The 20,571-nt window shown below is 64.5% G+C and carries 20 protein-coding genes; 7 read left to right on the forward strand and 13 right to left on the reverse strand.

Annotation, left to right across the window (positions count from 1 at the left end; all coding sequences use genetic code 11):
- Positions 1–187: 187 nt before the first annotated feature.
- From Q8M13_RS04435 to Q8M13_RS04455, 5 genes are all read right to left on the reverse strand, one after another.
- Positions 188–1,138 (reverse strand): hypothetical protein, encoded by a 951-nt coding sequence (locus tag Q8M13_RS04435; RefSeq protein WP_305298462.1) that lies wholly within the window; start codon positions 1,136–1,138, stop codon positions 188–190.
- Between the two features lie 100 nt (positions 1,139–1,238).
- Positions 1,239–1,652 carry a hypothetical protein gene (locus tag Q8M13_RS04440; protein ID WP_305298463.1) on the reverse strand — a complete coding sequence of 138 codons (414 nt, stop codon included), beginning with the start codon at positions 1,650–1,652 and terminating at the stop codon, positions 1,239–1,241.
- Positions 1,653–1,758: 106 nt separating this feature from the next.
- Positions 1,759–2,832: an amidohydrolase family protein gene (locus Q8M13_RS04445; RefSeq protein WP_305298464.1), complete on the reverse strand. Its 1,074-nt coding sequence runs from the start codon at positions 2,830–2,832 to the stop codon at positions 1,759–1,761.
- A 32-nt stretch (positions 2,833–2,864) separates the two neighbouring features.
- A complete protein-coding gene (gene glsA, locus Q8M13_RS04450) occupies positions 2,865–3,899 on the reverse strand; it encodes a glutaminase A (protein ID WP_305298465.1) in 1,035 nt (344 codons plus the stop codon).
- Between the two features lie 23 nt (positions 3,900–3,922).
- Complete coding sequence (locus Q8M13_RS04455; RefSeq protein WP_305298466.1) at positions 3,923–5,392, reverse strand: DcaP family trimeric outer membrane transporter; 1,470 nt, start codon at positions 5,390–5,392, stop codon at positions 3,923–3,925.
- 309 nt (positions 5,393–5,701) lie between these two features.
- Between Q8M13_RS04455 and Q8M13_RS04460 the strand changes: the two genes are divergently transcribed.
- The 3 genes from Q8M13_RS04460 to Q8M13_RS04470 all read left to right on the forward strand — a co-directional run bounded on the left by Q8M13_RS04460 (position 5,702) and on the right by Q8M13_RS04470 (position 9,161).
- Entirely contained in the window at positions 5,702–7,279 is a 1,578-nt protein-coding gene (locus Q8M13_RS04460) for a hypothetical protein (RefSeq protein ID WP_305298467.1), read from the forward strand.
- Positions 7,280–7,448: 169 nt separating this feature from the next.
- On the forward strand, positions 7,449–8,237 hold the full coding sequence (locus Q8M13_RS04465; protein ID WP_305298468.1) for a DUF2092 domain-containing protein: 789 nt from the start codon (positions 7,449–7,451) through the stop codon (positions 8,235–8,237).
- 12 nt (positions 8,238–8,249) lie between these two features.
- Entirely contained in the window at positions 8,250–9,161 is a 912-nt protein-coding gene (locus Q8M13_RS04470) for a hypothetical protein (RefSeq protein ID WP_305298469.1), read from the forward strand.
- 25 nt (positions 9,162–9,186) lie between these two features.
- On the opposite strand, the gene Q8M13_RS04475 is transcribed toward Q8M13_RS04470, so the two are convergent.
- The gene (locus Q8M13_RS04475) at positions 9,187–10,608 is read right to left on the reverse strand and encodes an OprO/OprP family phosphate-selective porin (RefSeq protein WP_305298471.1); all 1,422 of its coding nucleotides are present in this window, start codon (positions 10,606–10,608) and stop codon (positions 9,187–9,189) included.
- Positions 10,609–10,867: 259 nt separating this feature from the next.
- Between Q8M13_RS04475 and Q8M13_RS04480 the strand changes: the two genes are divergently transcribed.
- Complete coding sequence (locus Q8M13_RS04480; protein WP_305298472.1) at positions 10,868–11,725, forward strand: bile acid:sodium symporter family protein; 858 nt, start codon at positions 10,868–10,870, stop codon at positions 11,723–11,725.
- 34 nt (positions 11,726–11,759) lie between these two features.
- Here the strand turns inward: Q8M13_RS04480 and Q8M13_RS04485 are convergent, their stop codons facing one another.
- The 6 genes from Q8M13_RS04485 to Q8M13_RS04510 all read right to left on the reverse strand — a co-directional run bounded on the left by Q8M13_RS04485 (position 11,760) and on the right by Q8M13_RS04510 (position 16,990).
- A complete protein-coding gene (locus tag Q8M13_RS04485; RefSeq protein ID WP_305298473.1) occupies positions 11,760–12,599 on the reverse strand; it encodes a hypothetical protein in 840 nt (279 codons plus the stop codon).
- Positions 12,600–12,658: 59 nt separating this feature from the next.
- Positions 12,659–12,832 carry a hypothetical protein gene (locus Q8M13_RS04490; protein WP_305298474.1) on the reverse strand — a complete coding sequence of 58 codons (174 nt, stop codon included), beginning with the start codon at positions 12,830–12,832 and terminating at the stop codon, positions 12,659–12,661.
- A gap of 10 nt (positions 12,833–12,842) precedes the next feature.
- Positions 12,843–13,214, reverse strand: a complete 372-nt coding sequence (locus tag Q8M13_RS04495) for a hypothetical protein (RefSeq protein ID WP_305298475.1) — start codon at positions 13,212–13,214, stop codon at positions 12,843–12,845.
- A gap of 179 nt (positions 13,215–13,393) precedes the next feature.
- Positions 13,394–14,974, reverse strand: a complete 1,581-nt coding sequence (locus Q8M13_RS04500) for an AMP-binding protein (protein WP_305298476.1) — start codon at positions 14,972–14,974, stop codon at positions 13,394–13,396.
- 52 nt (positions 14,975–15,026) lie between these two features.
- The gene (locus Q8M13_RS04505) at positions 15,027–15,869 is read right to left on the reverse strand and encodes a hypothetical protein (RefSeq protein WP_305298477.1); all 843 of its coding nucleotides are present in this window, start codon (positions 15,867–15,869) and stop codon (positions 15,027–15,029) included.
- Positions 15,866–16,990, reverse strand: a complete 1,125-nt coding sequence (locus tag Q8M13_RS04510; protein ID WP_305298478.1) for an amidohydrolase family protein — start codon at positions 16,988–16,990, stop codon at positions 15,866–15,868. Before Q8M13_RS04510 ends, Q8M13_RS04505 begins: the two co-directional genes overlap by 4 nt.
- 204 nt (positions 16,991–17,194) lie before the next feature.
- On the opposite strand from Q8M13_RS04510, the gene Q8M13_RS04515 reads away from it, so the two are divergent.
- The gene (locus Q8M13_RS04515; RefSeq protein ID WP_305298479.1) at positions 17,195–17,815 is read left to right on the forward strand and encodes a TetR/AcrR family transcriptional regulator; all 621 of its coding nucleotides are present in this window, start codon (positions 17,195–17,197) and stop codon (positions 17,813–17,815) included.
- Here Q8M13_RS04515 and Q8M13_RS04520 read toward each other — a convergent pair.
- Positions 17,765–18,652, reverse strand: coding sequence for a TetR/AcrR family transcriptional regulator (locus Q8M13_RS04520; RefSeq protein WP_305298481.1), 888 nt, complete (start codon positions 18,650–18,652; stop codon positions 17,765–17,767). The two genes, Q8M13_RS04515 and Q8M13_RS04520, sit on opposite strands and share 51 nt — an antisense overlap.
- Positions 18,653–18,771: 119 nt before the next feature.
- Here Q8M13_RS04520 and Q8M13_RS04525 point away from each other — a divergent pair, with 119 nt between their 5' ends.
- On the forward strand, positions 18,772–19,989 hold the full coding sequence (locus Q8M13_RS04525) for an acyl-CoA dehydrogenase family protein (RefSeq protein WP_305658001.1): 1,218 nt from the start codon (positions 18,772–18,774) through the stop codon (positions 19,987–19,989).
- A gap of 56 nt (positions 19,990–20,045) precedes the next feature.
- On the forward strand, positions 20,046–20,513 hold the full coding sequence (locus Q8M13_RS04530) for a hypothetical protein (RefSeq protein ID WP_305298483.1): 468 nt from the start codon (positions 20,046–20,048) through the stop codon (positions 20,511–20,513).
- Positions 20,514–20,571 lie beyond the last annotated feature (58 nt).

The following is a 20,571-nucleotide window of genomic DNA, read 5'->3' on the forward strand; positions in this document are numbered from 1 at the left end:
TATAGGGCGCGGCCGCGACCCGGAGACCTGGCGCTAAATCCCGCGGTGGGGATGTCCGTTCGATCTGCATGGATCTGCTTCGCAGGGCTTTGCAGTGTCGCGAGCGCCCCAAAAGCAACCGCGGCGGTGATGATGATTGGGTTGCGCACGCCGGGCTAACGGGCGGACGACTTAAGGCGCGGCGGCATCAGAGGCGCGGCGCGAACTGCGTCAGGCCGGCAGGAAGTCCTCCGGTCTGCTCGCAAATGAAATTCAACATGGCGCGCTCATTATCGTCGAATTCGCCGTCGCGACCAATTTGATCGAGCAGCCACGATGCTTCGTCCGACGTCAGCACGGCGGCCTCTGCCTGGGCGGCTCTCTTGGTTTCCTCTGCGGCCCTATAGGCATCCTCCTCCGCGGCGCCCGCGCCTGAGAAACCCGCAAATGTTCGCCGCACGATTTCACTGAGGCCGGCCGGTCCTTCACGAAGCCAAGCTTCGCGGCGGATCGCTTCATCGCGGCTGGGCGCCTGATAGCCCTTCGCCACCAGCACGGCATGGCCGATGGCTTGGGTGAACAACAACCGCCAGCCTTGCGCATTTGGGCGGCCACGCGCGCGATCGTTCAGTCGGAAGACGAGCTCGGCCTCTTGTCGAGATACGCTGGCCGCGCCGCCCTCGCCGCTGAAGGCGAAGAGGACGCGGCGCAGCAGCGTGACTTCCTCCTCGGTAATCGTGGGGCCGGCGCCTGCTCGATCCGTCACCGCCGATTCCACATAGTGGAGCACGACCGCCGTCAGGATGGGCGGCGCCTGCTCGGCCGCTTCCTGAACACGAACGAGCAGTTCCAGTTCAGTCGAGCCCTTCAAGCGCCCGTCTCGAGCCACCTGCTGCAACAGCCAAGCGGCGTTCGCCTGGTCGATGTAGCCTGCGGGGTGTTGTTGGTGGACAACGAAGTCCGTCACCGCTTCGACAAAGAACTCTCGCCACGTCTCCGATGACGAATTGGCCGCATCGTTGATGCGAAACAGGAGCTCGGCCTCCTGCTGACCTATGACTCCGTCGGCATAGATCAGCCGCCGCGCCGCCAATGTGTCGTCGGAGGTAAGGCTGCATTTGGCGGCCAATGCTTGCAGCAAATCAATTCGGTCTGTCATCGGGCGCTCCAAGTCTCGGAGCAACCTAGGCGGGTCTTCTTACCGTCGCTCTAATGCGAGCGAGGTCTAAGCTCGGACAAGAACCGCCCGGCTCGACGGCTCACTTGGACCGTGCGTGACTGGGATCGGCGATCACGCTGCAGGTTCCTTCATTGCGCGGCAGGTTGGACGCGCCTTTCGCGCGCCAATAGCCTACGCCGGTCGTGTGATCGACGCCGATCTTGTAGATGATGCTGGCCGAAGTGATAGTTGCTTCCAGCCGCTGGGCGTCTGCGCTGCAGGCGAAGGCCTCGCAGAGGCTCGGCCCGAATTGGTGTTCGCTCTTGTCCCACTCGCTGAAGCTTCCCGGTGCGATGCGGAAGATTCGCGGTCCGCTTGGAGCGGCGGGCGCCGATCCCTCAATTCCCATTGGCGATGGGATATCGCAGCTGAGGAAGCGGGGCGATTGGGCCCACGCGGCGGAGGCCTGTAGCGCGGCGCAGCCGCCAATGAACAGTAAGATCGGGAGCTTCATGGCGCAGCACCTTTCGAGCCTGCGACCAAGGTCGCAGCCGAGACCTAGTCGAGCTATCAGGTTGATTACCTAGGTTTGGGACTCATGGATCAGAGGCGGCGTCAGGCTACTTAGCAGCGGCGACATTGGTCTTTTCCCAGGCCCGGACCCTGGTGCGGGCCTGATCGAACAAGCGCTCATGGTTGCAGAGTCTGACATTGGCGCTGGCCTCCGGGGTCAGCTTCGCCCAGAGCGGCTTGTAGCTGTCGTATAACGAGTAGTACTTCGCCGGATCGGTGGGGCCTACCCAGTCCGTCCCGAGCAGAAAGCGCGTGGGGTGCCGATTGAGAAGATCGGCGGTCGCGGCGACCGTCTGGTCGTTGCGCACGATGTACTTGGCGACCTCGTCCCATGAGATGTCGAAGTACACGTGCTTGAGCTTCGGATCGGAGAGGATTTCCTCCAGGAACTGAAGGTGCTGACTGGGCGGCTGGACGATACGTCCCAGCCCGGTATGCGCCCAGATGATCGTCGTATTGGGGTGACGCGCAAAGACCGCCTTGGCCTGTTCGAAATAGCCGCGCTCCTTGTCCTTCTTGGTGAAGGGCATGACGATGTCGTTGTGCAGGATCACGACCAGGCCGACCTCGCCTGCGAATTCCAGTAGCCGGTCGAGCGCTGGATCCATCAGGCTGGCCGGTCCGCCGGCAGTCTTCGAGGATACGAATTCCTTGTGGATCGTGAACTCGCCGATGCCTTCAAATACGCCCGGATAGGTGGTGAGCACCCGCCGCACATGATCGGCGGCATACATGTCGGCGGGATTGAAGCCGGTGATCATCGGATCGAAACGCGCCCGCTTGGCGGGCGGCAGCGCCAGGAAGGCCTCGGCGATCACCGCGTCGGTGAACGAGTAGTAGTAGAGCGGGGCGTCGCTCTCCAGATAGTAGGTCGGAGCGAAATCGCCGGTCAGGGTGTGGGACCACTCCTGCTGCAGCGGGATGCCGAACAGTGTCGCACGCGGCACCCGGTCGCCCATGATCTCCAGCAACTTGGCCGGCGTGGCGCCCTCCTGCACATAGTTCGTCATGTGCAGGTGGGAGTCGTTGAAGTCGCCCTTCGAGGCGCATGATTGGGCCTGTGCGGCCGACCCGGCCATCAGGCTGAGAGCGGCGGCGAGGGTTGGGGCTAGGTGGGCCACGATCGTTTTCCCTCGCCGCATCATGGATCCGCCTAGACCGGGCGGACGGAATATGGATTTCCGTCCAACGCGTTGGAGATGTCGGTAATCGCGCGTTGACCGCGTACGCTGTTGCCGGCGGCGTCCAGGGGCGGTGAGAAGGTGCCGATCCCGAACTTGCCCGGCGAGACCGCGATGAGACCACCGCCCACCCCGCTCTTGGCCGGCAGGCCGGTATGGAACAGCCACTTGCCGCTGTCGTCGTACATGCCCGCCGTCGCCATCACCGCCAGGATCCCCGCGACGTGACGGTTTTCGATCACCTGCTTGCGGGTGATCGGATTCTTGCCGCCGTTGGCCAGGGTCGCGGCCATGACGCCAAGATCCTTGGCGCTCACGGCGATCGAGCATGCTCGGGTGTAGAGGTCGACGGCCTGGGCCGGGTCGCCTTTGAAGCGTTCATAGGCCGACATCAGCATGCTGATCGCGCGGTTGCGCTGATTGGTGTCGGACTCCGACTTGTAGACCTCCTGGTCGATGTCGAGCTGGCGTCCTGCGAAGTCGCTGTGGATGCCCAGGATCTTGCTCCAGACCTCGTCCGCGCTCGCGCCGGTGACGTTGCCAACCGTCGCGATGGCGCCTGGATTGACGAAGGGGTTCATCTCCTTGCCACGGTACTGTTCGACGGCGTTGATGGAGTTGAACACTTGGCCGGTGGCGTCGACGCCGACCGAGTCCTCGATCAGTTTGTCGCCGGACTGCTGCATCACCAAAGCCATGGTGAAGACCTTGGAGATCGACTGGATCGAGAATTTCGGCTCGATATCGCCGACGGATGCGGTTTGCCCCTGAGGCGTGGTGAGGGCGATGCCGAAGTAGGTTGAGGGGACCTTGGCGAGCGCCGGAATGTAGTCGGCGTTCTTGCCTTCGTTGAGGCCTCTGTATTTGGCGTGCGCCGCGCGGACGGCGGCGTCGACCGCGCCCGATGCCGCGGCGCCTTGCGCCATCGCCGCTGGCGCGGAAGCCGCCAGGCCGAGGAAGGCCAAACCCTTGGCCAAGTCTCGGCGGGAACTCCGAATTTCAGGCATAGGTGTCACCTTTCGATCGCCGCTTAGCGGAAGTCGTTGCTTGAGAAGTTGTATTTGAACGAGAACTGCACGCGGTAATCTTCGCCCTCAGCGCCGTCCTTGTCTTCGCGGTTACCCCACAAGAACTCGCCGCCCATCAGGATCTTGTCGGACGGCGTGTAGAGGAGGTTGACCGAGGCGTACTGGGCGGTCTTGAAGGCGGTCGGTTCTTGGAAGTTGGTGTTGTCGACCTGGACGCGGCTGTAGCCGATCGAGGAGCTGAACTGGTCGTTCCAGTAGTGATCGTAATAGGCCATCAGGCCTAGAAGCGGCACCACGTCGCCGCGTAGGCCGAAGGGCGGAACGCCGGGGACCGGCGGTGTGACCACTTCGTCGGCTTGGGGCGCCAGATCGGTGCCGCCATCGTTCATGTAGCTGGCGATGCCCTCGCCGTAGACGGCGCCCAGGTGGATTACGTCCTTTTCAAACACCTTGATATTCGAGGTCAGGTTGATGCCCCAGCCGACCTTGCTGTCCGACGGTTCGTTGTTGGGCGTTCCAGCGGTCTCAAATCCGACGCGGCGAAGAATGCCGGCGGCCTGGACGTGTCCCCAGTCGCCGGTGTAGCGCCACTGCGCGGTCAGATCGGGCAATTCTTCGTCGCCTTGCAGGCTTCCGGCGATGTCGGAGTCGAGCAGCCGGATATTGCCCGGATCGATGTCGTTGCTGGGCTGCTCGATGGCGATTGCGAACTGGTTCGCGCCGGTCTTGTAGGTGTAGCGGATCTGCGGATTGCGCAGGAACACCATCCCGTTCGGACCCCAATAGTCGATCGTGTTGGGGAAGGTGTCGCCATCCATGAACAGGCTGTTGGTCTGGCCTGCGAGGATCGGACCCCACTCGCCATAGGCGTGGCGCAGGCGGAACGTCGTCTGGCCGGCGTCGCCGCCGACGCCAAACAGGTCGAACTCGAAGCGAACGAAGAGGTCACGGCCGCCGACCGGCTGCGTGGCGCGGACGCCAAACCGAGATTGTCGGACACTGATGATACCCTGGCCGTCGTCGCCGAAGATGCCGTCAACGGTCGGGATCTTGGAGGGACGCAGCGTGGCGTCCCAGGCCGGATCGACCCGCTTGAAGTCCTGGATGTAGTCGACCTGGGCGAACCCGTAGATCTCGAACGATCCGCTGCTTTCGCCGCCCGAGGATGACGCTCCCGCCAGGGAAGAAGGCGGGGCGGCCACAGGGGGGGCGCCAGTCGCGGCGTTGAGCCGGTTCTGCAGGTCGGCGACTTTTCGTTCGCGCTCAACGGCCTCGGCGCGCGCTCGCTCGGCGTCGGCGCGCATGGCTTTCAGTTCTGATTGTAGTTGCGCGGCTTCTGCAGCGGAAAGAGGCGGGGCCGCTTGCGCCAGAGCCTGTCCACCGGACAAGAGCGCCGCGACAGACACTGCGCTGGCTAGGGCGGCTGTCGTGCGGCGCGAAATCGGGTGTGGCGGCCAGGTACGAAGACGCATGCACATCTCTCCTGATGAGGTGTCCTCGAGGACACCAAACATCGCGGAGGCTGAGCCTGATTGGTCAAGCTACCTATAGGGGGATTTACTGAGGTGAAGCCGAATTTTCACTGACGGTGATTCCAAGTCCATCCGGCATTCCCTGTGACACGTCGGGTTGTCGGGTCGAATTCGCGCCTTCGTCTCAGGTGAATTACCGACATTGATCTAAGAGACTACTCAATCTCGATCAAACCCAATCGACACCGGTATTTTTGGCAAGCCACTATCTCGCAACCTTCACCAAGGGCGGCGGGAGTGGTTCCGGGGATGAGTGGTCATTCAGAGCATGTGGCCGGAGAGCGTCCCGGCGCGAGTGCGTCGGGCCGGCTAGGACTTTGGCTTTGCGCCGCCGCGGTCGGCGCGCTCTGGTCAGGGATGGCGCAGGCCCAGACCGGGTCTGCAATCGACGCCGCGCAGCGCCAGCGCGTCGAGCAGCAACTCAACGAGATCAAGGCGTCCCGCCAGGACATGGCGCAGCAGATGGGCGACATGGACGCCCGCATCAGAGCCCTGGAGGTCGAGTTGCATGGCGTCGCCGCGCCACCAGCGGCTTCTGTCGCGGCTCCTTCCCCGGCTCCGACTTCGATCGCGGCCGCGCCCGCTGGAGATGTTCAACCAGCCTCAACCCAGCAGGCCGAGAGCGATCTGACCTGGGGGAGGTATGAGCCCGGCAAGGGGTTTGTGCTGGTCAGGAGCGATCTGGGCGAAGCGTCCTTCGCCCTGGTCAGCTACGCCCGCTACTTGAACCAGACCAATCTGGAGGACAGCTACACCGACCACTTTGGACGGACCATCCCCGTCCAACCTCGACAGGATATTCAGCTCTCCAAGGTGCAGATCACCATGAAGGGCTGGCTGTTCGACCCGCGGTTTGGCTACAACGCCTACTTCTGGACCTCGAACTCAAACCAGGGCCAGAGCGCCCAGGTGGTCGGGGCGGGCAATCTCTCTTATCAGTTCCACAGCGCCCTTAAGGTCTACGCCGGGGTGCAATCGGTGCCCTCGACGCGTTCAACCAATCGGACCTTCCCGTACTGGCTGCGCAACGACAACCGACCCATCGCCGACGAGTTCTTCCGCGGGTCGTACACGCAAGGCATCTGGGCCGAGGGCAAGATCGCCCAGGGCCTTGAGTACCGCGTGATGCTCGCCAACAACCTCAGCGCGCTGGGCGTCAACGCCGGCCAACTCGACGCCAAGCTCAATACGGTCTCAGGCGCGCTCGCCTGGATGCCGACGACAGGCGAGTTCGGCCCGCTGGCCGGCTTTGGTGATTTCGAGGAGCATCAGGAGGTCGCGACGCTGTTTGGCATCCACTACACCAGCAGCACCGAGACCCCGCAGTCCCAGCCCGGCACCGAGAGCATCGAGAATACTCAGCTCCGGCTATCTGACGGCACCCTGCTGTTCAGGAACGATGCGTTCAACACGCCAGGGCGGATCACGGAAGCGCGCTACCAGATGCTCGACCTCAACGCAGGGGTCAAATATCGCGGCTACTCGCTTGAGTTCGAATACTACGCTCGCTGGCTAAACGATTTCAGCGTTATTGGAGAGGTTCCTGTCGGCAGCCTTTTCGACAGCGGCTTCCAACTGCAGGCTTCGGCCATGCTGATCCCCAAGCAACTGCAGCTCTATGTGTCGGGGTCCAAGATCTTCGGCGAGTACGGCGACCCCTATGACGTCGCCGTCGGCGTCAACTGGTTCCCGTTTGTTCGCAAGGAGTTCCGCATCAACGCGATGGGCTTGTACGTCAATCGCTCTCCCGTCGGGTACAGCGCCTATCCGGTGCCGGTGGGGGGTGATGGCTTCACCTTCCTCACCGATTTCTCACTGGTCTTCTAGCGGTAGCGGCGGTCGCGCAACCCGGTGTGCTCGTTGCCGAGGTTCTTGGGCCGGTATCGGCGTAAACCTAAGGGTTTCCACCAATAGTCAACCATCGGGAAACGCCTATCTTTCCTCCCAATACTTTTAAGTATTTGACGAAACCGCCGTAACGCACGGAGTTCAGAACGTGAAGAACACGCAGGCGCTTGCCGCCGTTGTGAGTTCCGTCGGGCTTCTGGTCTTCCAGGCCGACGCAGCTTTCGCGCAGCAGAAACCTTCGCCGGCGGCCCAGGCCGCGTTGCCGCCCCACGCGACCGAGGTGGAAGAGGACGCCCTGAAGGCGCTCAGGCGCATGGGCGCCTATCTCGACACCCTGAAGACCTTCGGGCTCACCGCCAACACCTCACTGGAGGTCGTGACCGTCGATGGTCAACGCCTGCAGCTCGACGGCGTCACCACCTACAAGGTGCGGCGACCGAACGGCTTCGTCATCAACATGAAGAGCGACATCAAGAACAGGACCTTCGTCTATGACGGCAAGCACTTCACGGTCTATGCGCCGGAGCTGAAGTACTATGCGACCGTCGATGCGCCCCCCACCAACATCGCGACCCTCGACAAGATCTACGACAAGTTCGGCATATCGCTGCCGCTCGAGGATTTGTTCCACTGGAACAATGGCGAAAACCGCGAGGCCAAACTGATTTCGGGCTTCGTTGTCGGACCCGCCACCATCGACGGGGTGGCGACTGATCACTACGCGTTCCGTGAAGAGGGCATGGACTGGCAGATCTGGATCGCGAAGGGCGATAAGCCTTTGCCCAAGAAGCTGGTCATCATCGACCGCACCGACGAGAGCGCGCCGACCTATATCGCGCGGCTGAGCTGGGTGGAGAACCCGCCGCTGACGCAACAGGACTTTGCCTTTTCCCCAGGAAGCGACGCCAAGCCGATCAAGTTCATGGCGGCTCGCTAAGGAGGACGCGATATGACCCGGGCGCGCCATTATCACGGCATACTCGCCACCACGATCGTCTTTCTCGTCACCACGGCGGCGTTTGACAGTTACGCCCGTGGGCGCGGCGGTGGCGGGGTTCGCGGCGGCGGCATGTCGAGTATGAGCCGCGGATCCTCGATGAGCCGCGGATCCATGGGCGGCGCCAGCCGTAGCAGTATGGGAACCCGCTCGAGCAACCGCGGCACGAGCTTCAGCGGCCAGGGCTCGCGTCAGGGTTCTAGCCCCAGCGCTGCGAGCCGCCCGGCGGGAGATTTCTCGGCGGCGCAACGTGGCGATCTTGGACAGGGGACCGCCGCCACTCGGCCCGCTGCGGGGCAGGGCGCCAATCTTGGCCAAGGGGCGGCAAGTCGCCCCGCAGCGGGCCAAGGCGCCGGCGCCAGGCCTGATGCGGGCGGCGGGGGTCGGCTTGGGGCTGGGGGCGGGTTAGACCAGGGCAATCGCGGGGACGGAACACGCCGCGCCGACGCCGGGCAGCTGCCTGCGCGCGGTGAGGGCGGCCGCAACAACATCAATAGCGGCGACATCAATGTCGGCAACGACATCAATATCGATGGCGACAACGACTGGGGCTGGGGCGGTTGGGACGACCATCCGATCGGCGCCGGCATCGCCTTCGGCGCGGCGGCGGCCGTGACATCGGCCGCCATCTACGGATCGATGTACTACGCCCTGCCGTACGGTTGCTCGGCCTACTACAACTCCTATTACTCGTGCGGCGGCATGTACTATGAGCCGCGCTACGAGGGCGACACCGTGGTCTATGTGACGGTGCCCGATCCGGCCGCCCCACCGCCGCCCGCGGCCTCACCGCCGCCCGCGGCTCCGCCGCCGTCGGGTGCGGCAGCCGGTCCCGCCCCCAGCGTAGGATCGCCGCCGCTGTAGGCCTCAACGACCACGGCGCGGGCCTCTAGAATGAGTAGCGAACCCGCACGGCCATGATGTCGAGGGTCTGGCCTATCTGGACACCGATGGGCGGGGTCGAAGGGGGCGGGCCGAACGGATCCGGATCGGCCAGACCGGCGGGGTTCAAGCGATCGACGCGCACATGCAGATAGTTCAGCATCAGCCTTACCCGTGGGCGGGGGTACCACAGCAAGGCCGCGCCCAGGATTTCCTGCCGGCCGCCGCGAACGCCGCCGGGGTCGGCCACCTCGCCTGGAACGCCGGCGCGATAGTTCAGGTCCATGACGCTATACCGGAAGCCGAGCTCCCAGGCGCCTAGTCCTCCCTTGCCCAGGGGCGCATCGGGCTTGGGGAACGCAAAGGCCCGACGCGAACGGTCGAAGCGGCGCCGCTCGCCCGTGAGGATCCAGCTGCCCTGAACATAGAAGCCGGTGAAGTTCGGGTCCCCAGACACCGCCCCGTGCCGCTGTACGCCAAACCAGAAGCCTTCGGCCTGCAGATACAGGTTCTTGTGCTGGGCCGCGAACTCGGCGCCGAGGACGGTTGTGTGCCTAGCGTCGATGTCGCCGGTGTCGATCAGCGGCGTATCATCGACGTCGATCTCGGGAGTGTTCAGGAAGCGGATCGGGAAAGACTTGGGCTGTCCTTCTGGGGTCTTGTGACCGGGCACCAGGACATAGGTTCCGTTGACCCCAAAGTGCAGCAGGTAGTCCTTCCGCCAGGCCATCGCGCGGGTGTAGCGGCCGACGATGGCGGCGCGCGGCAGGTAGTCTTCGGCGTCCTTCAACAGCGGGCCGGTCAGACTGAGCGCGGCCATGGAGGTCGCATTCGTGCGCTTGACGGTCACGCCGATGCGGCCATCGCCGCCGCCAACCGAGCGGGCCAAGTCTGCGGCGGTCGCTCGCTCGAGAAACAGCGTGCTGTCGGAACTGGTCGCGCCCTCCATATTGGTCGGCGCGGCGTAGGCTCCGGTCTGGATCGTGTAGGGCGCTCGGTTATAGCTGGCCCAGACCTCGGCAATGCGGGACTCGATCGGGTCGTCCTCGCCCCCAAGCTCGAACATGGCGCGATAGGCGATATGCTCGCCCTGCGTACCTTCCCAGCCTAGCCGCGCCCGTCGCAGATAGGACCCGTCGCTCAGGTTCTGCGCTCGCAGCGGGTCGCCTCGGTGAACGCCGCCGCGCCGGAAGTCCGCTTCGGGCGGACCCTCGGGAGCCTGATCATAGGCCGCTCCGTCGTACTGGAGATAGCCGTGAAAGGTCCACGCGCCGAGCTTGAAGTCGAGATCCAGCACCGACAGGATATCGAGAGCCCGAAAGGCGTCGGTCTCCACGGGAGGTGCGGCGATCTCCAGCGGCGCAGAGTCCGCCGACGGGGCCGGGGTCGCCGCCAGCAATGCGGCGCTTGTCGCGACGAGAATGTCCAATGGGGCGCGCCCTTCACGCGCTCATGGGCGCGCGGGTCATTGGGTTCGCTGCTGAGATTCTCGGCAATGGGGTACATTCCGGAGAGCTGAGACCTAGACTATGGAGACGGATTCTCCGAGCGTCTCGCAACGCATAACCAACTGAATGGACTGAAAAAGCCGCGACATGAGGTCTCCACCTGATGGCGCGATGACAAGGCGCGTGCCGATGTGCGCAGGCGCGCCAGAAGGGCGGGCCTGACGCGGAGAGGACACTTTCATGTCTCTGGCGGAAATCTTCGCCCTGGCGATCAAGATCAGCATATTCGCGATCGTCTTCTCCATCGGCATGAGCGTCCAGCCGGGCGATTTCAGCGGCGTCCTACGCACTCCGGGGCGACTTGCCCGATCACTCTTGGCGATGGTCGTCGTGATGCCGCTCTTGGCGGTGCTGCTGGTGCTGGCGTTCGATCTGCCACCTCCGGTGGGCGTGATGCTGATCGCGCTGGCCTTGGCCCCGGTGCCACCGATTTTGCCGGGCAAACAGACCAAGGCGGGTGGGGACGCCGCTTACGCCGTTCGTCTGCTGGCGGCCATTGGGCTCGTCGCCATCATCACCATTCCGCTTGAGTTGGAACTGATCCAGCTGACGTTCGGTATGCGAGTTGGCGCTCCCCCTGGCCTTGTCGCCGGCCTCGTCGCCACGTCCATACTTGCTCCGTTGCTGGCCGGGGCATTGGTTGCGCGCCTGGCGCCGGGCATGGCGTCGAGACTGCGTCCCCTCATCTCGAAAATCGGCGGGCTGCTGCTGCTGACGGCGATGGCGATGATCTTGGTCACCCAATGGAGGGCCATGTTCGAGCTGATAGGCGACGGCACATTGCTCGCCATGTCGATCTTCGTCGTCTGCGGTTTGATCGTGGGGCATCTGCTGGGCGGTCCGGAGCCTGACGACCGCACTGTGCTGGCGATCGCCACCGCCTCGCGCCATCCAGGCATCGCCCTGGCGATCGCGCATATCAACTACCCCGAGGAAAAGCAGCTCGCAGCCGCCGTACTGATCTTCCTGCTGACCAACGCCGCCCTGACCGCGCCATACGTCTTCTGGCGGCGGCGAGTCCGGCGGGCGCCAGTCTAGCGACGCCGGCCTGATGACGATGAGTTTGCGGCCGCTAGGGCGACGGCGCCACCGGCACTGGCGGTGCGTCTCGCTGTAGCGTGGCCACGAGCTCCTCCATCGCTACCTGCGGCACCTGCAGAGCTCCGGCCTGCGGACGGTCCAGGTCGACGATCGTGATGATCATCATGCTGAACAGAAAGAGCAGCACCGCCGTCGCCTCTCGATTCCCGCCGGGCTGATCGCCCAGCATGTAGCCCAATACCGCGGCCGCGACCGCGATGTAGATGAACAGGACGTCCATGATGCGGGTCGGAATGTGCGCGCGGGCGGCCACCTGCCTGCGCGTGCCAATATTGAGCACATCATTGATCGTCTCAAGGAAGTAGGAGGCCATCTCCGTTTCCCGGACGGGGAAAACCGCGGTGCGAGTCTGGTCCCAGAGCTGCGTTCGCAGGGCCAGAGAAAGCTTCATCTGAGCTTCCGTTTGCTCATCCCAGATCCCTTCTGGGGCGATGCGTGTTTGTGCATAGTCGCGGAGTGTCTTCTGCATAAGCGAGCGATCCGGGTCGTCGAGGAGGCTCGATCGCAGGTAGGCGGTGCTGATAGCGTTCGCCTCCTCGATCACTAATCCGCGGCGAGTGTCGAAACGCTCAAGGGCGATGGAGAAGGTCAGGCCGATGACGAACGCCAGCAAGCCGAAGATCGCGGCGACGATATGCGCCTGAGCGGCGATGCTGTTTTCTCCGATCGCCGGGTTGCGCGCTTTTCGCCAGCGATAAAGCTGCACGCCCGCCTCTCGCGCGAGCAGGCAGACTCCGAACCAGGTCAGCCCGAGCAGCCATAAGGGCATGTTGTGAAACAATGGATCGAGCAGGCCGCCTCGTTCCCCCATTGTTTGCCCTTTCGACCTTGCTTGTCTGAACCCTGGCGTCCCGCCCGCGCGGGGCTCTCCTAGTCGACGATGTCGACGACGGCCCCCACCGCGCCGCCGATGGCTGCGCCCTTTCCAGCGTTGCCTGACAGGCTTCCGATTCCCGCGCCGACGGCGACGCCGGTGGCGGTGGCGCAGGCGACGAGCAAGGTGCTCAGCGCGATTGCGGCGAAGGTGAAACCGAGCTTCTTCATGTCGGTGGTCCTACTTGGCCGGAGGGAATTGGGGTTTGGCGATCTCTCGCCAGACCACGGAGAGGACAGGTTTGCTCAATTGGGTGGGGTTAGCGCGGTACCAGCTATCAACCAGGCGGATAGCTTCCTCCGTGTTGGAGTGCTTGAGGGCGCGTTGCGCCGTCCGCGAGAAGGTTTGCTCGGCGCCTGGCGCGTTCTTGGCGTCCCAAGCCGCGCCAACGGAGATCACATTGGAGACGCCGACGAGATAGGCGCGTTGCTGTTCGACAGAGGAGCGTTTCCAGTCGTTGCCGTCTGCGAGGTGGGTGAGGATAGGTTGAGCGGCGGCAGGCCAGGCGGCCAATAGCGCGGCTGCAACGAAGAGGGGAAAACGGCGACGCATACGCAGTTCCTTCCTTCAGGCGGCGGCTCTTACCCCGCCGCTGTACGACGGCGTTGCCTGAAGGTGGATCGGGCGAAACCCCGAAAAGCATCACAATGAACGCGCGGAATCGGCCGAATTCCAACGCCCTTACTTCGTGAGCACCTCAGGTCCTGAGCAACGCTCTGCTTGCGCAGCCGCTAGATCGCCCGTGCGCGGCCTTCCCAATAGGGAGCCCTGACCTTGTTGCGCTGGATCTTGCCGGCCTCGTTGCGCGGTAGTGTCTCGACGAAGTCCACACCGCGCGGAACCTTGTACTTGGCGACCACCCGGGCGGCGTAGTCCAAGATTTCACGCCTGAGCTCATCGGAGTGTGCGAAGCCGGGCTTCAGCTGGATCACGGCGCGGATCTCCTCGCCCCACTCATCATGCGGAACGCCGACCGTACAGCTGTCCTCCACGGCGGGGTGCTTGATGAGTTCGTTGTCGATCTCCTGCGGGTAGATGTTGACCCCGCCGGCGATGATCGTCTCAGCGCTGCGGCCGGTGAGGAATAGCCAGTCGTCCTCGTCGAGATAGCCCACATCACCCATGGTGAAGTAGCCGTCGCGGCGACCGGCGTCGGTCTTGGCGTCGTCCTTGTAGTAGGTGAAGCCGCCCTGGACCTTGAGGCTGAGATAGATGGCGCCGGCGACGCCCGGCGCGCACTCCTGGCCGTTTTCATCGAGAATCTTGGCGGCGTCCTTATGCGGCCGGCGGCCGACGGCCCCGGGGTGCTTCAGCCAATCCTCCGAGGTTATGGTGAAGCCAACGCCCCCTTCGGAGCCGGCGTAGTACTCAAACAGAACTGGCCCCAGCCACTCGATCATCGCCCGCTTTACGTCGGGCGGGCAGGGGGCCGCGCCGTGGGTGATGCGCTTCAGCGAACTCAGGTCGTACTTGGCCCGGACCTCTGCCGGCAGGTTCAGCATTCGCTGGAACATGATCGGGACGAAATGGCCGCGGGTGACCTTCTGATCCTGAATGATCTGCAGGACCTGTTCGGCGTCCCACTTGTCGATCAACACGGTCGGGACGCCGTTGTTGAGGGCCCGGCGGATGTCTCCGGCCAGCGGCGAGGCATGATAGGCCGGACCCGTGCAGATGTGTTTGTCCACGGCGCGGTCATACATCGGGTCGTAGCCGCCGATCGCCTGGGCGCCTGGTTTGTAGACCCCCTTCGGCCTACCGGTGGTGCCCGAGGAGTAGAGCATGGTGGAGCCCCGCACGGGGTCATCGATGTCTTCGCCTGGAAACGCGGCGATGTCGTCGTAGGCGGTGAAGTTCGGCAACTCACCGCCGATGGCGACCTTCAGCTTGAGCTGCGGGCAGGATGCGCCCACGGCCTCGACGCCGCCGATGCGCGCATCGGCGAAGAGCGCCTTGGCCTCGCAGTTGTCGACCACATAGGCGATCTCGTCGGGCTTCAGGTGCCAGTTCACGGGCGTCAGGCGAAAGCCGCCACGCAGGGTGGCGAACAGCACCTCGGGGAATTCGACCCGGTTGGAGCAGACGATCGCGACAGCGTCGCCCGCTTCCAGCCCATGGGCCCGCATCATCTTGACCAGGCGGTTGGCGTTGGCGTTCAGCTCGCCGAAGGTCCGGCTTCGGCCGGAAACTTCGAGGACGGCCATCTTGTCCGGCTGAAGTTCGGCCCAGACAGCCATGCACATGCCGGAATCGACGGCTGCATCCACTCGGGCCTTGATGTCGGCTCCCTCGATCCCCGCCGGCGCGTTCATCCCCACGTCTCCCGTTTATGTCGTTGTCTTGAACCTGCGTCGGCCGGTCGTCTCAGCTCCAGAGTGGAGACGAGGCCTTCATCGCGCGGATCATGAAGGTGACGCTGGCCACGTCTTCGCCCGTGGCGGCGTCAGCGATGTCGACGTCGTACCAGACGTTTTCGGTCTTCGGGCTCTCGGTGATCTTCCGCATTGTGGTGCGGCCCACATAGTCCTTGTCGGCGAGCAGGGGGCCGGCCAAGTGCCGAACCTCCAGCGCGCCGAAGAGGCCCACATAGGGCGTCTTGGCCTTGGCCATCACGAAGGGGCGGCTCATGTGCGCCAACCGGATGGCGTAGGCCGGCGATAGCACGCCCTCGGCGTCATAGAGGGATAGGCGCTCGGTAATGCGGCCAAGCCCAGCGTCGTAGTCGGCGCGGCTCACCCGCATCGGAATGTCCGACGTCGTGTCGCCTACGCGCATGTCGGCATAGATTCGAAGACGACCTAGGTCCGCGTCCGCCTGCTCGGCCATGCGCCGGGCGATCTCCGAACCGGCGTCGCGCGCATTCGGCGAGGCGGTGCCGACACATACCTGCTGGCCGGCGCGGTTGAACATCAGCAGGCGGGCGCGGGAGGCGTCTGGCTGAACACTCGCCTGGACTTCTTCGCGATCGACCGTGGCCTGGCTGAAGTGAAGAGAGATGTCGCCGGTTTCGAACCAGGCGCGACCATAGATCTGCATCAGCAACGGCACGAACTGATCCATGTGGACCGAGCCGGGCACCGTGCCGCCCTTGAAGCCGAGTTTGGAGGCCACCTCGTCATTGTGGATCGAGCCGGGCGCCTGCTGAAAGCCGTTGTGAGGCGCGCGGAATTCGCCGGTCAGGGGGTGTTGTATGACTGCTTCGCTCACTGCGTCGCTCCTTCCGGAACCATGCCCATCATGTCTTCGAAATTGGCGCGATAGAAGCTGTCGCGGTCAGCCTCGCCCAGACCCTCGAAGGTTCGTTCGAAACGGGCGATCGGGTCGTTCGTGCCCTCCGGATGCGGATAGTCGCTGGAGAACATGTAGAGGTCTGCGCCGCTGTCGCGGATCAGGTAGCCCGCATCCTCGCCGGGGAAGGGCGTGAACTTGACGTGCCGGCGGATGATCTCCGATGGCTTGGCCGACAGGGCCTTCAGATAGGGGTCTGTGCGACCGAACGAGCGAGCCCCCATGTCCATCTGACGCAGGAAGCCGGGCACCCAATAGGCGCCGTACTCGATGACCCCGCCGCGAAGGTCCGGTTGTCGGTCGAACACGCCGTCGTAGACCAGCGCGCCGAGGAACATCTCGGCAGAGTGCGGGAGAGCCACATAGTCTTTGAAGCGGAGGTTTTCCCCGCCCCCATGCAGGTCCGGCGACTTGGGCTTCCCGTTATTGACGTACTCGGCGGGCATGGTGCGCGATCCCGCGCCAATGTGGAGGACAAAGGGCGTCCGGGTCGCCGCCAGAAGCGCCCAAAACCGATCGAGGTCCGGGTGGCCCGGCGACTTGTCGCCGGCCGGCGTGGAGGGGACCCAAATCGCACGGCAGCCAAGGGCGATGGCTTGCTGGGCCTCCTCGAGAGCGCGATCAGGATTGTCCAGCGGGACATAGGCCACGCCAAGCAGGCGCGGGTCGCGACAGAAGGCCGCCATCGCCTTGTTGGCCGCTCGGGCGCCGGCATAGAGCACGTCCTGGTCGCTGCTCGTGCGGAAGGGGCGCAGGGCGGAGGTCGGAAAGACGAGCTGGCTTGAAAAGCCCAGCTCCTCCAAGGCCCGGATACGTTCGCCAGAGTCATGTGCGCCATAGGCGAGACGCCCCTTCGGCCCGCCAATCAGGCCTTCGATGATTTTTTCCGTGGGCGCTTCGACTGGTGGTCGGGTGGAGGGAGGATCGCGGCGCAGCAACCGATCCTTCATCGCGGCATCAGCGAAGGGAACCAGCCAGTCGGCCGGCTCCATCACGTGGCTGTCGGCGTCGTGGAAGACGCGCCCGGCGGCGTAAGGCATCTCGGCTCCTCCCTATTATTGACATTCACACTATAATATCGGCGATGGCCTGTCTTGGACAAATGCGGTGAGCGCGAGGTTAGGCCGGCCCGGCGCAAACTCGCCTCGGCCCCCAAGCCGGTCTAAACGCGGATGAGGCAGAGGCGCTTGAGTCGGAAGGCCGATGATCAACCGGCGGCAACCTAGTCAGCACAAAGGGTTCGCATGAGCCGCCCGCGCCTACGCCGCGGCCAACGCCTGACGCCCGACGCGCGCCGCGAGAGCCTGCTGGCGGTCGCCGGCGAGTTGCTTCTGGAGCAGGGCTACCTTCCGCTTAGCGTTCAGGCCGTGGCTGACGGCGCCAAGGTCAGCAAGGCGTTGGTCTACAAATACTTCCCAGGCTCGCACGACCTCTACAATGGGCTCCTGGAGGCCAAGCTCAGTGTTCTTGAGCTCCGCCTTGATCGGGCCCTGCGGGGCGAGCATGGCGTCGTGGCACTCGCGACCGCCGCGGCGGAAATCTACTATCGTTACGTCGCTGAGACTGGTCCGCTCATCCACCTCGTCTTGCGCGACCGGTTCATGGCCGGGCAGGTCTCCGACGCCGCGCTGGCCGTTCGTGATCGCGCCGCCAGGCTGCTGGTGCGCGCTGTTCGAAATGAGTTCAGCCTGCCTGTCCGTAAGGCCGTCGCTTGTGTGAGCATCGGCTTCACCATGCCCGAAGAGTGCGGGCGGTTGGCTTATCAGGGCGATCTGGATTTTGAGCGCGGCTCGGTTCTCTGCCGCGAGCTGGTGCTAGGCGTTATCGACGTCGCCCGCCGTGGTGGCTTGGAAGCGCACGGCTAGACGTCGGTTGCCAGCCTCCACGATCTCTGCCGCCAGATGCTCGGCCGTATCGAGGCTAAGCCTTCCACGCGCCAGTAGCCGGCCGGTGCGCAAGACAGCGCTGGTCAGCACCGTCGTCGCCGCTCGTGCCACGTCTTCCGGCACTCCATGGCTATGACTGAAGCGTCCCGCGACGACTTCGGTGTTCGCGGTCCGTATGGCGCGCTGCTCGCGTCGGAGGCCCTTGCGAACGGCCGGCGCGGCCTGAAGCACCTGCAGCAGCACGCCGCGCTGGGCGACCTCGCGCAGGTAGGCCACGGTGGAGAGGCGTAGGCGGTCGGCCGGGCGAACCGCTGTGTCGATGCGTTGCTGCTGGGCCGCGCGCACCGCCTGTAGTTCGCGGCGAGCCAGCTCAATCAGCAGGTCATCGACCGAGGGGAAGAAGTCATAGGCGCGTGGCGCCGTCAGGCCCACATCGCGGGCTATGCGCTTGATGGTGACTGCGGACAGGCCTTCGCGAACAATGATCTGCGCAGCGGCGTCGAGCAGATGCTCACGCCGTTCCTCCAGCGGCAGGCGAGCGCTTGGCCGTCTTGGGATCGCTTGGCCCGGGGCGATGGTCAGGGTCTCGAGCACGCCAAGCGGCGCGGGCGGCAGTTGCGGCGGGTCCGGCGCGCGTCCCGACTTTACCTTTCCCCAGTGTCCGCGCGTCGGATAGGGGATCGCGGTTCTGTCGCAGATCTTGGCCAGGCCGCTGGCGCTGAGACCGAACTGCCGCGCCACCGCCGACAGCGGTTCTCGCCACACCTGCTCGAACAGGGCGCTACGGGTCAGTTCGATTGTCTGCGTCGTGGTCATGGAAGGGGCAGCATAGTTGTCCCTGCGGCCCGCGCCAGTACGCCTGAGACTGAAGTCCTAGGTTTCACGGTGACATTCACACTAATTGCGATAAGACGCTTTCGGTAGGCGGTTTACGGATGGCGAACATGCAGGCGACGCTCGTAGCTCAGGGCTCCTTGGAGGATTTCCGTCGCGAAGTTCGCGATTGGCTCGCCAGCGAGTTTCCCTCCGTTCTCGCCGGAAGAGCGCCACAAGCCGGCGCGGCGGAGCCGGACAGTGTGGCGTTCAGGCAATGGCGAACGGCGCTCTGCGCGAAAGGTTGGGCGACGCCCACCTGGCCTGCTGAATATGGCGGGGGCGGTCTTTCGACCGCGCAGGCGCGCGTGCTGCGTGAAGAGATGCGGCGGGTCGGAGCGTGGAATCCGATCGGCTACAGCATGGGCGTGCGGATGCTTGGGCCGACACTGTTGGAATATGGAACCGAAGCCCAGAAGCTGGCCCACATCCCGCCGATCGCCCGCGGCGAGGCGCGTTGGTGCCAGGGGTACTCCGAACCGGGCGCTGGTTCGGACCTGGCCTCGCTTCAGACCCGGGCCGAGGATCGCGGCGACCACTTTCTGGTCTCCGGCCAAAAGACCTGGACGAGCGGCGCTCAATACGCCGACTGGTGTTTCTGCCTCGTCCGCACAGATCCCTCGCGCAAGCACGACGGGATTTCCTTCCTGCTGATTGATATGCGCTCGCCCGGGATCGAGGTGCGACCGATACGGCTGATTTCCGGCCGTTCGCCGTTCTGCGAGACGTTCTTCACCGACGTCGCGGCGCCAAAGAGCAATCTCGTGGGACCGCTGAATGGTGGCTGGACCATCGGCAAGCGGCTCCTGCAGTACGAGCGTCAGCGCAGCGAAGACGCCCCGCCGCGCGCAACCGAGAAGCGGCCGATCGAGGAGGTCGTCGTTGAGTACTTGGGGCGCGACGAGACCGGACGCCTGGCCGACGGTGATCTGCGCATGAGGCTGGTGAGGCACGCGATGGAGCGTCAGGCGTTCGGCCTGACCATGCAACGCGCGGCCCTTGAGTCCGGGACGGGCGGGCCGAACGCCGCCACCTCAATTCTGAAAAACGTCTCGTCGCTTCTGGTGCAGGAGCGCGCGGAGTTGCTCGTCGAATCCATGGGCCAACAAGGGCTTGGCTGGGAGGGGGAGGCGTTTCAGGACGACGAACTGGCGTGCGTGCGCGAGTGGCTGTCGGGCAAGGCGAACACGATCTTCGCTGGGTCGTACGAAATTCAGAACAACATCATCGCCAAGCGGATCCTGGGGCTGCCGGAACACGCGGCGCCCGCCGAGGCGTGAGGCGGAGGGATGAGGCCCGCGACTGAACCTCGGCTCATCTCAGGTGTTGAGCCGATATGAAAAATCTCGGGCTGCTTTCGTCTGTTCTCATCGGCGCGGTGGCGAGCGCCCGCTCCATGACGCCAATGGCGACGCTTGCGACTGCTCGCCTCGCTGGGCGGCGTACACCAGGGCGACTGGTCTTGCTGGACCATCCCGTTTTCAAGTTCGGCGCCTTGGCTATGGGCGCCGGGGAGCTGTTCGGCGACAAGATGAAATCGGCCCCCGACCGCACCGTCTTCCTGGGCTTGCTCGCCCGCGTGATGAGCGCTGGCGTCGCGGGCGCGGCCTTGGCGCCGCGCGGGCGTGAGAAGGCCGGAGCCGCGGTCGCCGTCGCGACGGCGGTTCCCTTGGCTTATCTGACACTGGCGGGCCGTAAACGCGCCATGGCGCGTTTAGGACAGACCCGGAGCGGCCTGATCGAGGACGCGCTGGTCGTCGCCGCAGGTGCCGCGGTCGTCGCTGGCTCGGTGCGTCGGCATTGAAGATCGCCTCGTTTGCCGACTGAGCCGACATCGCGTCTGAAGCCCGAAAGTCCTGCTG

The organism is Phenylobacterium sp. (assembly GCF_030681155.1).
In the GTDB taxonomy this organism is placed as follows: Bacteria; Pseudomonadota; Alphaproteobacteria; order Caulobacterales; family Caulobacteraceae; genus Phenylobacterium.

Bases quoted from the DNA above. Each gene is read 5' to 3' on its own strand.
- Q8M13_RS04435 (WP_305298462.1), bottom strand. From the start codon at position 1,138: ATGACAGACCGAATTGATTTGCTGCAAGCATTGGCCGCCAAATGCAGC.
- Q8M13_RS04440 (WP_305298463.1), bottom strand. From the start codon at position 1,652: ATGAAGCTCCCGATCTTACTGTTCATTGGCGGCTGCGCCGCGCTACAG.
- glsA (WP_305298465.1), bottom strand. From the start codon at position 3,899: ATGCCTGAAATTCGGAGTTCCCGCCGAGACTTGGCCAAGGGTTTGGCC.
- Q8M13_RS04455 (WP_305298466.1), bottom strand. From the start codon at position 5,392: ATGCGTCTTCGTACCTGGCCGCCACACCCGATTTCGCGCCGCACGACA.
- Q8M13_RS04460 (WP_305298467.1), top strand. From the start codon at position 5,702: ATGAGTGGTCATTCAGAGCATGTGGCCGGAGAGCGTCCCGGCGCGAGT.
- Q8M13_RS04470 (WP_305298469.1), top strand. From the start codon at position 8,250: ATGACCCGGGCGCGCCATTATCACGGCATACTCGCCACCACGATCGTC.
- Q8M13_RS04480 (WP_305298472.1), top strand. From the start codon at position 10,868: ATGTCTCTGGCGGAAATCTTCGCCCTGGCGATCAAGATCAGCATATTC.
- Q8M13_RS04485 (WP_305298473.1), bottom strand. From the start codon at position 12,599: ATGGGGGAACGAGGCGGCCTGCTCGATCCATTGTTTCACAACATGCCC.
- Q8M13_RS04490 (WP_305298474.1), bottom strand. From the start codon at position 12,832: ATGAAGAAGCTCGGTTTCACCTTCGCCGCAATCGCGCTGAGCACCTTG.
- Q8M13_RS04495 (WP_305298475.1), bottom strand. From the start codon at position 13,214: ATGCGTCGCCGTTTTCCCCTCTTCGTTGCAGCCGCGCTATTGGCCGCC.
- Q8M13_RS04500 (WP_305298476.1), bottom strand. From the start codon at position 14,974: ATGAACGCGCCGGCGGGGATCGAGGGAGCCGACATCAAGGCCCGAGTG.
- Q8M13_RS04510 (WP_305298478.1), bottom strand. From the start codon at position 16,990: ATGCCTTACGCCGCCGGGCGCGTCTTCCACGACGCCGACAGCCACGTG.
- Q8M13_RS04515 (WP_305298479.1), top strand. From the start codon at position 17,195: ATGAGCCGCCCGCGCCTACGCCGCGGCCAACGCCTGACGCCCGACGCG.
- Q8M13_RS04520 (WP_305298481.1), bottom strand. From the start codon at position 18,652: ATGACCACGACGCAGACAATCGAACTGACCCGTAGCGCCCTGTTCGAG.
- Q8M13_RS04525 (WP_305658001.1), top strand. From the start codon at position 18,772: ATGGCGAACATGCAGGCGACGCTCGTAGCTCAGGGCTCCTTGGAGGAT.
- Q8M13_RS04530 (WP_305298483.1), top strand. From the start codon at position 20,046: ATGAAAAATCTCGGGCTGCTTTCGTCTGTTCTCATCGGCGCGGTGGCG.